General features: G+C 44.1%; 9 protein-coding genes. 3 read left to right on the forward strand and 6 right to left on the reverse strand.

Annotation, left to right across the window (positions count from 1 at the left end; genetic code table 11):
- Positions 1 to 11: 11 nt before the first annotated feature.
- The 3 genes from ACW6QF_RS12170 to ACW6QF_RS12180 all read right to left on the reverse strand — a co-directional run bounded on the left by ACW6QF_RS12170 (position 12) and on the right by ACW6QF_RS12180 (position 6,576).
- On the reverse strand, positions 12 to 1,811 hold the full coding sequence (locus ACW6QF_RS12170) for a RagB/SusD family nutrient uptake outer membrane protein (protein ID WP_456088030.1): 1,800 nt from the start codon (positions 1,809 to 1,811) through the stop codon (positions 12 to 14).
- A gap of 12 nt (positions 1,812 to 1,823) precedes the next feature.
- Positions 1,824 to 5,354, reverse strand: a complete 3,531-nt coding sequence (locus tag ACW6QF_RS12175; protein ID WP_456088031.1) for a TonB-dependent receptor — start codon at positions 5,352 to 5,354, stop codon at positions 1,824 to 1,826.
- A gap of 160 nt (positions 5,355 to 5,514) precedes the next feature.
- Entirely contained in the window at positions 5,515 to 6,576 is a 1,062-nt protein-coding gene (locus ACW6QF_RS12180) for a FecR family protein (protein ID WP_456088032.1), read from the reverse strand.
- 447 nt (positions 6,577 to 7,023) lie between these two features.
- Between ACW6QF_RS12180 and ACW6QF_RS12185 the strand changes: the two genes are divergently transcribed.
- Together ACW6QF_RS12185 and ACW6QF_RS12190 are read left to right on the forward strand one after the other, a co-directional pair.
- Positions 7,024 to 7,578, forward strand: a complete 555-nt coding sequence (locus tag ACW6QF_RS12185) for an RNA polymerase sigma-70 factor (RefSeq protein ID WP_456088033.1) — start codon at positions 7,024 to 7,026, stop codon at positions 7,576 to 7,578.
- 116 nt (positions 7,579 to 7,694) lie between these two features.
- Positions 7,695 to 10,511, forward strand: coding sequence for an outer membrane beta-barrel protein (locus ACW6QF_RS12190; RefSeq protein WP_456088034.1), 2,817 nt, complete (start codon positions 7,695 to 7,697; stop codon positions 10,509 to 10,511).
- A 423-nt stretch (positions 10,512 to 10,934) separates the two neighbouring features.
- Here the strand turns inward: ACW6QF_RS12190 and ACW6QF_RS12195 are convergent, their stop codons facing one another.
- A complete protein-coding gene (locus ACW6QF_RS12195) occupies positions 10,935 to 11,534 on the reverse strand; it encodes a rhomboid family intramembrane serine protease (protein WP_456088035.1) in 600 nt (199 codons plus the stop codon).
- Positions 11,535 to 11,690: 156 nt separating this feature from the next.
- On the opposite strand from ACW6QF_RS12195, the gene cls reads away from it, so the two are divergent.
- Positions 11,691 to 13,136, forward strand: coding sequence for a cardiolipin synthase (cls, locus tag ACW6QF_RS12200; protein WP_456088036.1), 1,446 nt, complete (start codon positions 11,691 to 11,693; stop codon positions 13,134 to 13,136).
- Here cls and ACW6QF_RS12205 read toward each other — a convergent pair.
- Together ACW6QF_RS12205 and ACW6QF_RS12210 are read right to left on the reverse strand one after the other, a co-directional pair.
- Positions 13,108 to 13,665: an RsmD family RNA methyltransferase gene (locus ACW6QF_RS12205; RefSeq protein WP_456088037.1), complete on the reverse strand. Its 558-nt coding sequence runs from the start codon at positions 13,663 to 13,665 to the stop codon at positions 13,108 to 13,110. The genes cls and ACW6QF_RS12205 overlap by 29 nt on opposite strands.
- Positions 13,653 to 14,480, reverse strand: coding sequence for a DUF3822 family protein (locus ACW6QF_RS12210; protein WP_456088038.1), 828 nt, complete (start codon positions 14,478 to 14,480; stop codon positions 13,653 to 13,655). The genes ACW6QF_RS12205 and ACW6QF_RS12210 overlap by 13 nt, the downstream gene beginning before the upstream one ends.
- Positions 14,481 to 14,489 lie beyond the last annotated feature (9 nt).

Here is a 14,489-nt window from a genome sequence, read left to right on the forward strand (position 1 = left end):
TTATAAAAATTTTACCATCCCGGATTTTGTGGAAACCCTGAATATTGTGTCGTATATTTAGTTTGAATTGGCAACCAATTATGTTTTTTGCTAACAGCACGCTTGATCACAACACGTTCTTTTACATTAATCGGTTTTCCATCTTCATCGCGGTCGAAATCAATTGCAGTCTTTTCCAAATAGCGAGGATCATAATTGCGATTCCAACGACGTAAATCATCAAAACGTTGTCCTTCAAAAGCGAGTTCTACTGCTCGTTCACGAACGATCTCTTCAAAAAAAACATCCTTATTACTATAATATTTATCAGCAAGATTCGGCAACTGTGCTCGATTACGAATTACATTCAATGCATCGACTGCTTTCATCGAATAATTGGATGCCGTAGCTGTCGGTCCCCCATTAGAACTGAAATTAACAGATTCAGCATACATTAAGTAAATATCGGCCAACCTCAAATATGGTTTGTAAGATTGCAACTGATCCGCTTTAGACGTGGTAAAATCCTTTCCTAACGGTGCATATCTTAAATAGTAATAACCAGTGGCACTTGCTGGATTGATTCCATTGCGATGACGACCACCATTATATAGTTGAGCATATTTGTCAGCCCCTTCTTGATTCCAAATTTGGCATCCATCATAAAGAATATCTTTATAAAATCGAGGTTCACGGTTACTCCACGGATCGTTCGGATTATAGCCAGATTCCGGGTCATCGATCGGAAGGCCGTTTGCCATTGCATAATTTTTGATATAATTATGAGTTGGCACATCGGCACTTGAACCACTATTTAAACCAATCGAAGAAGGAACCATACCTCCTGTTGTAGACCAACGGACACGACCTCGATCATAAATCGTAGGCATCATAATACATTCAGTTCCACCCGGACGTTCATAACTCCATCTCCAAAAACAATCAGTCCAGTTGTTCCATGACTGCATCTTATAAAGACCTGTTTCATCGGCCAACTGAAGTAATTCACCAAATGCTTGCGCTGCTTTTGCACACAATTCAGGATCAAAAGAACTGTTACCGGTAGCCTCCTCGTTAATCATCGGGCTCGCCGCAAACAAATAAGCCTTACCTAAATAACCAAGAGCATGAAATTTGTTAATTCTGTCACGGTTATGTCCTTTTGTCGCCTGCCCAGGCTCTGACAAATCCCAATGGTTTGGTAACAAATCAGCAGCTCTACGAAAATCTTCTACCATTTTAAGAGCCGTTTCCTTAAAATTCAACCGTTTATATTCTTCGGCAAACATATCTTCCACCGGATCTATTACTTTGGTCACATAAGGCATTCCACCCCAAAAACGACAAATTTCAAAATAGAACCAACCTCTAAAAAACAATGCTTGACCTTTCAAATGATTTCTTTCTTGATCTGTTCCAGAAAACAAACCATCTTCATCTAATTTAGCAAGAGCCAAATTAGCTACACGAATCGCGTACCAAGCATTTTCCCAAATTCGTTTATCACGAGGGTTCCCGCTTGTCGGAGAAGCTGCATGTCCAAAAAAATAAGTTTCATTACTCCAGTAATTTCCTTGGTCGAATGGATACGGAGACGGGCCTAAAGTTTCATCTGCAAACAAACAACGATTCCAAGCTCCTCCTTTATCCGGATCTTGGATACAATTATACATCTGTTCAATGAATCCCTGAAAACTGTTGAAATTACCAAACACATCTCTTTCGGTTATATCAGATTCTGGAGATTTGTCCAAATAGTCTTCACAGGAGACCAGCCCAATGCCTAATAACAACATTGAGCAAACACTTATGATATAATTAATTTTTTTCATATTCATCCCTTATTAGAAAGTTATATCAATACCAAGATTAAAGCGTTTCAACGTCGGGTATGCACCGTCTGTAGCAGATCCGCCGCTATAAGTAGTCTCTCTATCATCCGGAAGATCAGACCAAAAAAACAGGTTGTTCCCGTTCAAAAAGACTCGCATATTTTCAATACCCATCTTTTTCACCCAATTTTGTTTATCAAATGAATATCCCAATTCGAGTGTTTTAAAACGCAAAAAAGAGGCGTCGTACACATAATAATCTCCGATATTCTCACCAGAAGTTTTCCATCTTGGAAGAAAAGAAGTGGCATTCTGATTATCTTTAGACCAATAATTTCTTACATGGCCAAATACGATATCCGTATCATTTCTGAAATTATTAAAAGATATAATACGAGTCGCATTGTTTACACCATACAACTGACACATGATGCTGAATCCCTTATAGCTTGCGCCAATCGTGAGTGTAGCTGTATTTTGCGGTACCTCCGAATAACCAATAGGGACATTATCCTCTGAGTTTTTGATAATACCATCAGCCGTATAATCCAATAAATTATAATAACCTGGCAATTTAGCCAAATCATTCGTTTCGGTCGGAACACTAGCATAAACCTCATCCCAGTTATTATAAAATCCGGTGGCAACAAGACTCCGTGCTTGTCCAATCTGGTAACCGGCTGCTTTCAAATGTTTAAATTGTAAAGAAGGGTCATCTTTGAAAATTACCTCATTTTGGTTATGGGTAATCGCCAGTTTAGACCATATATCCCAATCCTTATTGATTTTCTTATTCAAACTAAGTTCAACCTCAACCCCTTTTGAATTAACCTTTCCGAGATTCGCACTAGGGGGAGTCGTACCAAAAAAAACTGGAACAGAACGGCTACTACCCCCAATAAGGATATCTGTCCTTTTTTCTGTAAAATAATCAACTGACAAACCTAGCTGGCTTTTGAAAAAACCAATTTCAAATCCATAATTGTCTTTTACGGCTTTTTCCCAATGTACATCCGGATTACCAACCATCGATTCTCTATACATCGTATAAGGACTTGAGCCATTAGAAGCATTGTTCAAACGTGCAGTTGAACCATAGGCCATTTGGGAGGCATACATCCAACGCCCTCCACCATTATCGTCACCAACCCAACCCTTACTATATCTAAGTTTCAACCGATCAATCCATTTTATCTTCCAGAATTTCTCGTTTGTCACATACCAGCCCAAAGCAAACGAGGGGAAGAAATCGAAGCGATAGCCAGGGCCGAATTTTTCCGATCCGTTATAGGCTCCATTCAATTCCAGCAAATAACGAGAATCATAATCATATGTGATACGTCCGACCCAATCTTCCCGATAATTTTTAAACATATTGCCATACGCATACTCTTCACGCTTCATAATCGCCATTGCACTGACATTGTGCAGATCGAACCGGCGAGCATAGTTCAACTGAAACTGATACATGGAACGACGCTTTACCGGAATATTGGAATCCCAGTTCGCAGCCTTCACATCTTCATTACGAATTGTCCACGGGCGGATAATCCAATCGTAGTCACTCGTGCTGACCGGCAGATACACCATATATTCGGAAGGATCCTGCTCTGGTCCTTCATACAATTTAGGATAGATCTGTCGATACTTTACATTGGTATTCTCTTCTCCCGGCCTAACTGCATTTTGAATATCATAAATACCGCCTTCACTTCTTATTTCATTATCATAAAAAAGAGACGCTTTGAAAGACAATCCTTTGGTAATAAAATCAAGATTTTGTTCAATCGTAAAATTAGAATTCAACTGAGTCCTCTTTGTCTGACGGATACCGAGATTATAAATAACAGCCAACGGATTGACCGTATTGTTTCCACCTTCTTGATAAGCCCCCCAATAACCATCGTCATAATAAGGGACAAAAAGGTTCGGAGCAAGAAAATAGGTCGCAGACCAAATCCATTGATCTGCTCGGCTGGTACTACCTTCATTATTGAAGTTGGTATTCTTCTGTGAATAAAATCCTGAAAAATCAACTGACAATTTAGTAGTTTTCGTCAAATTGAAGTCGATATTGCTACGGAAGTTAAAACGGTCAAAATTATAGTTCGGATCATACCCTTTTCCATTATCTATCCTATTAAACATATCCCCTTCATGCAAATAAGAGACCAAACCATAATATTTGACATTTTTATTACCGCCACGAGCACTCAAAGTGGCGCGATGCGAAAAACCCATCGTTTTATACATTTCTTTTTCCCAGTCTACATTAGGATAGATCATCTCATATTCTTGAGGTCGCGGACCTCTATAACGTTGTACTATTTCGTACGGCATATAGGCATCCCATGATGGTTCATTCAAAACAACTTCGCGTTCAATCATCTCATTTTTAGCCATCATTGCGTCATAAGAATCCAATTTATCCGGTTGTTTCGACAACATGGTTCCCGTAGCTGTATAATTGAAGTTTAGCTGAGTTTTTCCTAGTTCGCCTCTCTTTGTTGTAATCAAAACTACCCCATTAGCCCCTTTTACACCAAAAACAGCTGTGGCTGATGCATCTTTCAAAATAGAGACACTCGCCACTTCGTTTACGTCCAAATTGTTCATACTTCGTTCTACTCCATCGACAAGGATAAGAGGTGACCCACCATTCCATGTATTCTGCCCACGAATAAACATATTAGTAGAGCTATCACCCGTAGTAATACCACCTGGTTCTCCAGAAGAAGTCATCGTCACTAACCCAGGAAGTTGCCCGGTCAAAGCTTCAGTCAAATTTCCAGAGTTACCAGTTCGTTTCAATTCATCCTCTGTAGCCTGAGATATAGATGCGACAACACTTTCTTTTCTCTGTACACCATAACCAACCACCACTACCTCTTCCAGAGCCTGTGAATCCTCTTCTAATGTCACATTAATTATAGACTTGTTTTTTACAGGGATCTCCATTGAAGAATACCCGATATAAGAAATAACTAAAATTGCATTTTCAGGAACCTCCAAACTATATTTACCATTAACATCGGTGATTGTACCTATAGTATTTTCCCCTTTAAGAATAACATTTGCCCCAATAACAGGCTCTCCTGCTTGATCCTTAATCACACCTGTCACTTTCTTTTTTATTTGCTGAACTACTGTCTTGGGGGAATCTACAGCAGTTAAAATAATATCCTTATCAACAACCTTATATGCGATATTGCTATTTTTAAACAAAACATCCAATATCGTAAAGATATCTTTACGATCTACCGTAAGTGTTACTTTACGATTTACATTTACCAACTTACTATTATAGAAAAAGTGAAAATCCGATTTATTTTCTATAACATCTAACACTTCTGCTATACTCTTTTTTTCAGCACGAATGGATAGTACTGTATTTTCGGCATAATAATTCGAAGAATATGCCATTTCAACAGAGATAATTAGAAGTAAAAAAACAAAATTGAATACGCGGTAAATACCAGATTTTGCAAAATCTGGTATTTGATAAGATATCTTATCAAACCGGCCAACATCATTTTTAACCATATTTGTTATTATTGATTTAAGATTAAAACTCAGCCTATACAGACAGGCTATTACTTATTTGACAAAAAAACATTCAGATTTACTTGTCAGTTTTTCCACTTTCATGATTATTTTTTACAATTTATTCCATAAGCATTAAAATTAAGTTGAACTTCCATGACTATTTTCTTCTTTTTCGAAGCAAAACCAACTCCCGTTGCTCGGATGAACTATCATCAGTTTCCATCCGTTTGATCATATAATCAATGCGAGAAGATATCCGCAGATAATCCAAAACTTGTGATAGTTCCCGATTTTTAAAAGTGCCGGTAAAGCGATACGAATTCAATATAGTATCTTGTATCTTAAAATCTACATTATAAAAGTTAGCCAAATGTTTCAAAACCTCAGGCAAAGGCGTCTCTTTAAAAACCAAACGTCCCTCTTTCCAAGCTATCTCATTCATAACATCAACTTTCAAAACGTCCAATACGTTATTAGACAAATCATAAATGGCTTTTTCAGACGGAGATAAATTTACTTCTTTCGACATTCCATTCGCATCTTTCATTTCGATATCAATCGATCCCGTTACTAACGTTGTTTGTATGATATCCTCGCCTTCATAGGCTTGAACATTAAATTCAGTTCCCAGAACTTTCACATTCATCCTATCACCTGACACGCTGACAACAAAAGGATGATCCGGATCATGTTTTACAGAGAAATAAGCTTCTCCGGATAATATGACCCGTCTTTCTTTTTCATCATATGCCACTGGATAAGAGAGTGTACTTCCTGAATTCAAATAGACAACAGAACCATCAGGCAACTCCAGACAAGTTCGCACACCTTTATTCGCACAAACCGTTACATGCTGCGGAACAGCAGTTGAAGATTCCCTCAAAAAAAACGAAATGATTGTAATGATTGTCAAAACACCAATAAAGCAAACAGCTATGGTTGAAACTCTATAAAACCACAATCTCCGCCTCCTATTATTAATTTTTTTCTCAACTGCCCGATATCCCTTTAACCAATTACGCGAAGCAACCCGTTCGTGTGTCCGATTAGCATAGTAAATACGGGCAATCTGCAACAACACTCTTTCGTGCTCCGGATCCTCTTTCAACCAAACACCGACTTGTGCTTTCTCTTCTTCAGAAGCAATATTCCGAATATATCTTAAAACAGCAGAACTATCCGGTCCGTTAGCTATAATATATGTACTCTCTGATTCCATTCTATATATATGACAAATCTTCAGAAGATACACCCTAAACGGTTTTGCCGAATTATATCAAAATTTTTAATTTAAACAGTTTTCATCATACATTCTCCTGTGACCTTTCAAATCTGAATTTTAGCATGCTTTATAAACGAATAAGACGACTTTTGCTTTTTACACAGAAAGAACATACAAAAAGATTCAATCCCATATTGGCGTTTTAATTCATTTTTCCTTACATTTGTACAAAGAAATCGAAAATAACGTAGAAGCGTTTAGATATTATTTTGGAACTCGAAATCTGGTAAATTTCTCATCTCCCAAATAATAGTCTGGATGCCTGCGCCCTTATAGGCGTGGGATGTTCAGGCTTATTATGGGGGATTGGGCATACCAGAGCCTCGGGTTCCTAATAAGCCGAAAACATTTCCACGCTTTTTTTCATTAATAATGTAAAGGGATATGGATGAAAATAACCTGATAATACTATTACAACAAGGAGACAAAAATGCTTACAAACAACTGTTTATCAAGTATTACTCCCCCCTTTGCGAATATGCGTCCCAGTATATTTCCGATGATGATTCGGAAGAGCTTGTGCAGGAGTTGATGCTTTTTCTCTGGGAGACACGGGAAAATCTTGTGATCGAGACGTCCTTGAAATCTTATCTGTTTATCTCCACCAAGCACCGTTGCCTCAATGCGATCAGGAAAAACCTGTATCACGAACGTATCCATAACCAGATCTATGAGAAGATAAAAGACCAGTTTGAAGATCCGGACTACTATTTCGTGAATGAACTGACGGAAAACATACAGAAAGCGATCGAGAACCTGCCCGAAACCTATCGGGAAACATTTGCCATGAGCCGATTCGGGGAAAAGACGAATGTGCAGATTGCCGAAAAGCTCGGAATATCGGTAAAAACCGTCGAGTACAGGATATCGCAGGCACTTAAGATACTCCGCCTTAAACTGAAAGATTATCTGCCGCTTCTGATAAACATTCTGGGATAAAGGCGCATTTCCAAATTCGTTAATAAATCAAAATCGCACCAAACCTTATTAAACTTCCCGAAAACTTCCGCGTCTATCTTTTCGTACTTAATATCAGATAAGATAAAACAAAAGTTATGAAATCGGGAAGGTATTTTTTTATTCTGTTTTTAATTCTGTTGACTATGCCTGCATATGCACAAAAAGGTGTAGACATCACCGGAACGGTGATTGAGGAGGGGACCAATGAACCGATCGAACAAGCAACGGTCCGTTTGCTAAGCGTCAAAGACAGCTCCATGATCGGAGGAGTCGCCACATCGCGCAACGGAGGTTTCGTACTCAAGAACATTAAGAACGGCAGCTACTTGCTGCACGTGTCGTTTGTCGGATTCGATCCGCTCTACCAACCCCTGCGCATCACAGGGAAAACCAATCCTGTCAAATTAGGCAAACTCGCACTTGCCGACGGATCGATCCTATTGGGCGAAGCTGTCGTGGTCGGGAAAGCGCCGGAAGTAACCGTGCGCAACGATACGATGGAGTACAACGCCGATTCCTATAAGACCACGGAAGGTTCCACGCTGGAAGACCTGCTGAAAAAGATGCCCGGTGTGGAAGTGGACAGCGAAGGGAAGATCACGGTCAACGGGAAAGAGATCAAAAAGGTACTGATCGACGGAAAAGAGTTCTTCTCCGACGACCCGAAAGTGGCCTCCAAGAACCTGCCGTCGAAAATGATCGACAAAGTACAGGTGTTGGACAAGTTGAGCGATATGGCCAAAATGACCGGCTTCGATGACGGGGAAGAGGAGACTGTCATCAACCTGACCGTCAAGCCCGGCATGAAGCAGGGTTGGTTCGGGAACGCTTTTGCCGGCTACGGCAGCGAAGACCGGTACGAAGGGAACTTCATGGTGAACCGCTTCATCAACAACGACCAGCTGACCTTGATGGGAGGCGTCAACAACACGAACAATATGGGGTTCTCGGACCTTGCCTCCAGCATGTTCTCAGGGATGGGCGGACCGCGCGGGCGCCGGGGCGGAGGGGCCGGCAACGGGATCACGACATCCGGCAACATCGGCCTGAACTTCAGTAAGGAGTTTAACCCGAAGCTGACGGTCGGGGGCAACCTCCGTTATTCTCATTCCGACAACGACGCGATCAGCAAGAGCAACAGGCAGAATATCCTACCGGGCGACAGCACCTCCTTCTATAACGAAAACAACAACAGCAACACGCGCAGCGACAATGTGGCCGCCGACCTTCGTATGGAATGGAAACCGGACTCGCTCACCCAGATCATCTTCCGTCCGAGTTTCAGCTATAGCGACAGCCATAGCCGCGAAGGGAGCACCTTCAACACGCTGAGCGGAAACCGCGACACGGTCAACATCGGCGAATCCGACTATCTCTCCGACGGAAGCGGATACAACCTCAACGCCCGCCTGGAATTCAGCCGGAAGCTGAACAGCGAAGGACGTGTTTTCAGCGGATCTTTGTCGGGAGGACTAAGCGATTCCTATAATAAAGGACTGAACTATTCGAACACAGAATACCTGATGATGGCGGACGGCATGGACAACGAACTGGTGGACCAGCGTTTCCGTTACGACAACAAAGGGTTCAACTACCGGGCTTATCTGTCCTGGGTAGAACCGATCGGCCACAACAACTTCATCCAGGCCACCTACAGCATCCGGCAAAACAAACAGGAATCTCTGAAAAACTCTTACACCCGTGAAGAAGGAAACGAAGAGTATAATGTGTTGGACACGGCTTACAGCAAGAGCTACCGCAACAACTTCATCAACCAGCAGGTCAGCCTCGCCTTCAAAGCTGTCCGGGCAAAATATGATTACACGGTCGGTTTGACGGTAGACCCGTCCCATAGCACGAGCGAGAACTTCGTGGGCGACACGGTTCTCTCCAAGCTGTCGCGCAACGTGGTGAACCTTTCACCGATGGTCCGCTTCAACTATAAATTCGACAAGCGGACAAACCTCCGCATCAACTATCGCGGACGTACCAGCCAGCCCAGCATGACGCAACTGCAACCCGTGGCCGACATCTCCGACCCGCTAAATACGACAATGGGTAATCCGGATTTGAAGCCGACTTATACGAACGACCTGTTCGTCCGTTTCCAGAAATTCGTGCCGGACAAACAAACGGCTTTGATGGTGATGTTGAATTTCAACTATATAATCAACGACATCGTCAACAAGTCCGCCTATATCGGCAATACAGGTAAGAAGATGACGACCTACGACAACGTAAACGGGAACTACAACGGGAACATCCGCGTCCTGTTCAACACACCGTTCAAGAACCGGAAGTTCTCGATCAACTCCATGACAATGGCCTCTTATGCCAACAAAAACGGTTTTATCAATGAGGAGAAGAATACGAACAAGAACCTGATTCTGATGGAACGCGCCGGAATCGATTTCCGTTCCGACTACCTGGACCTCGGACTCAACGGTAACATCCGTTACAACGGGACACAGAACTCACTCCAGGGACAGAGCGAACTGAACGCTTTCAACTACGGGGTGGGCGGAACGACTACGATCTATCTCCCTCTCGACTTCAAGGTGGAAAGCGACATCAACTGGTCGACCAACTCCGGCTATTCAGACGGGTTCAAACAAAACGAAGTACTATGGAACGCCTCTGCATCCAAATCTTTCCTGAAAGGGAACCAAGCGACACTCCGTTTCAAGATATACGATATCCTAAAACAACGCAGCAACATCTCCCGCAGCGTGACCGCCAGTTATACACAGGATTCCGAATACAACACATTAGGTAGCTACTTCATGGTACACTTCATCTACCGCTTCAGTATCTTTAAAGGAGGAGCCAGCATGAACGACGTGCAGGGACCGGGCGGAAGAGGGCCGAGACATGGCGGTCCGATGGGGCCGCCTCCGGGTGGAAGATTCTAATGATTTATCCGTTACTTTTGGCTTGATCCAAAAGTAACCAAAAGATCAAGGCTGAACCGTCCGGTCTACTCCGGGCAAAGGCTACGCTGTCGCCTGCGAAACTCGCTTCGCTCAGACAGCGCAGGCTCTGGCTGCTCCGCCTTTCCCCTCCGCTTTACGCCTGTCCGCTTAGGCCTTTCATAGAAAGCTACGCTTTCTCTTAGGATGGCCGATACTGCCTGCTACATAGGTGTCGGTATCGGCCATCCCCAAAGAGCCGTCAGGCTCTACTTCCGGCCTAAGCTGGCGAGCGTTAAGCGAAGTGACCGGAGTGAGCGCCCGGAGCGTCTGCTGTTTGAGCGAAGCGAGTTTCAGACGCGACAGCGAACGAAGGGAACGGAGTAGCGAGGCAGGTTCGGCCTTGAACTTTTGGTTACTTTTCTTTCAAGAGAAAAGTGACAGATAGAACCTTTTGATCAGCGAAGGCTCCAATATCGCCGGATAAATCAAACCGTAAAGCGCTCCGTAGAAGTGGGCGTTATGATTGACATTATCTCCCGCCTTTTTCGCCATATACTGGCAATAGGCCAGGTAGATCACGCCAAAGACAATCCCCGGAATCGGCAGTACGGCAAAAAACAGAATCTTTCCCCACGGGTCCAGGAAGATGGAAGTGAACAAGACAGCCGATACAGCTCCCGAAGCACCTATCGATACATAATAAGGATCATTCCGCCTGCGGATCAGGTCATACAGCGAAGCGGCGACCATCCCGCCGAAATACAATCCTAAATAGCCGCCCGTACCGAACCCCAAATAGCCGAAAGCACGCTCCATATACGTCCCGAACGACCAGAAAGTGAACATATTCACAAGCAGGTGCGTCATGTCGGCATGTACGAAACCATGCGTGACCAACCGGTACCATTCCTTATTATGAACGGTACGATACGGAATGAAAGCCAACTTCCGGAACAACCCATGGTTGCCGAAACAGATATAGGACACGATAACCGTGATCCCGATAATAACATAAGTAATCATAGTCTATTCTCTAATTAATGACGTCAAATGTAGTAAAGATTGAACAATGTTTCCCTTATATGGTTTACAAAAACAAAGCTTTTGCATTTGCTATTTCCGTTTTAGCTTCCTATCTTTACGAATTACAACATACTGACAGATATAAAAACATCCGGAATGCTGGCACTCATACACATACATATACAGTGGATAGTAGGTATAATATTCATCATATTATACTGCGTCACCATTTTAGGATTGGTGCTGGTTATCATCACGGAGAACCGGAATCCGTTGAAAACGATCCCCTGGGTGATCGTGTTGCTGCTTGCCCCCGGTATCGGGCTCCTGTTCTATTTCTTCTTCGGGCAGGATAACCGGAAGCAACGGATCATCTCCCGGCGCACCTACAAACGCATCATGAAACGTCCGCAGGCAGGAAAGCTCCCGCAAGACACCTGTTCCGTCCCGGCCCACTACCAGCCATTGGTCACACTGTTGACCAACAGCAACCAGTCGTCCCTGCTCTACGGAAGCGACATCACGATCTACACAAACGGGACAGACAAGTTCCACGATCTGCTGGAAGAGATTGCCCAAGCAACCCATCATATCCATATTCAATATTATATCTTCTGCGACGACGAAGTCGGCAACAAGGTCAAAGAACTTTTGATAAGGAAAGCCCAAGAAGGCGTCGAAGTCCGTGTCCTTTACGACGATGTGGGCTGCTGGAACGTGAAAGACAAGTTCTTCAAGGAAATGTCGGATGCCGGCATCGAAGTCCATGCTTTCCTGAAAGTAGCATTCCCGGTCTTCACCAGCAAGGTAAACTACCGGAACCACCGGAAAATAGTGGTCATAGACGGTAAAGTCGGCTTTATGGGCGGCATGAACATTGCAGACCGCTATACGAAAGGGACCAGCTGGGGAACCTGGCGGGACACGCATTTCAAGATCATCGGAAAAGGGGTGCACGGTTTACAGGCCGCTTTCCTGATCGACTGGTATGTAGTCAGCAAGAAACTCCTGAACGAGAAGATCTATTATCCGCCGCTTCCGGTCTATTCGGACGATAACATCATGCAGATCTGCACCAGCGGGCCCGTCGGACAATGGCGTACGCTCTTGCAAGCGGCCATCTTCACGGTTGCCAACGCCAAGAAATATGTATTTATCCAGACTCCTTACTTCCTTCCGACCGAAGGACTGAACCAGGCTTTGCAGATAGCGGCTTTGGGAGGCGTCGACGTGCGGCTGATGCTCCCCAAGCGTTCGGACACGCGTACGGCGAACATGGCGACCCACTCTTTCATTGATGAAATGGTAAAGGCGGGCGTCAAGGTCTATTTCTATAAACCGGGATTCCTGCACTCGAAACTGATGGTGGCGGACGACGAGCTGACCTGCATCGGTTCCGCCAATATGGACTTCCGCAGCTTCGAGCATAATTTCGAGATCAACGCGTTTATCTACCAGCCTTCTTTCGCCCAGCAGATGAAGAAGGTGTTCCTGCACGACATGCACAGTTGCGAACGGCTGGTCCCGTCACGCTGGCTGAAGCGCCCGGTCAAGCAGCGCATAGCCGAATCGTTCATGCGCCTGTTTTCTCCCCTTCTTTGATAAAGATGGAAAAGTTCACCGAACCGTAGACGCGGTGCTGGTAGAAATAGGGCAACCCGGAGAAATCATTTGTCTTCGGATGTTCCATCACGAAGATTCCGCCGTCCCGCAACAGGTCGCGTTCGAAGACAAGCTTCGGCACTTCGGGCAATTCTTTCAGGGCATAAGGAGGATCGGCAAAGATGAAATCGAAACGCTGAGCCGGAGCCGAATGGAGATAACGGAAGACATCGCCGCGGATCAGCGTCAGCGAATCCGTTTTCAGTTCCTTGGCGACTTTGGCGATAAAAGAAGCATGCGCATTATTCTTCTCGACAGCCGTCACGCTCCGGCATTCGCGTGAGAGCAGTTCGAAAGAGATGCTTCCCGTCCCGGCAAACAAGTCGAGCGCATCCAATCCCTCAAAATCGATATGGTTGGAGATCACATTGAAAATATTTTCCTTCGCAAAGTCCGTCGTCGGGCGGGCGCTAAAGGTAGACGGGACGTCAAAACGTCGCCGTCCGTATATTCCACTTATAATTCGCATAATGATAAAGCTATAAGATCCAGCGGAGCCTGCAACACTTCCGGCCCCAGCAGATAGGCTTCGGAAGGGATCTCCAGCGGATCGATGTATTGTAAATAATTCCGCAACGTACTTGTTATAGCACTCCGTAAAGGCACATCGCCGAAAAGACGCAACTGGTCTTTCTGTTGATCCATTCCGGCCTGTTTCCATACATATAATATATAATACAAAATATCGTCCGTATGTTCATACTCGAACGAGTTCACGAAAAGCAGGTTTCCCTGCGCATAGCACGCCACATCCATCCTCCGCCGATGCAGCACGACATATAGCTGGCGGGGCAAACGTGCACGGCTCTGCCTCTTCCACAACGAAAGCAGCGGACTGACATGATGGACAAAACGGGGATTGACCAGCGAACGGGAACAAAACTCATAGACTTCCTCCTCCACCCCGAATATCAATTCCGCCTGTTCATCCTTCAGTTCATTGCTCAGGCAACGTCCTTCGGGGGAAGAAAACGCGAAGGCGAGCAGTTCGGCCTTCTGTTTCTCCTGAAAAACATCTTTCGGCACAAGCGTGTACTGAGGAGTGACACAAACCAGATTGACCTGTTTGTAGAACCAGGTCAGGAAATCATTTTCGAAGAAACATTCTTTCAAGGAAGAGACATAAGGTTTTGTCCGGTTGAACTCGACGTCTCTATAGAAGAAACTCTCGTTCACCGAAGGGCTGTATGCGGAAAAAGAAAGTCCACCCGACCGGAGCCGGATGGACATTATGTAATTTTCCGAATTATCAGCTGTTAACTTATCAGACAGGTTAATAGCCATAGGCAATCA

This window comes from Parabacteroides sp., assembly GCF_977054455.1.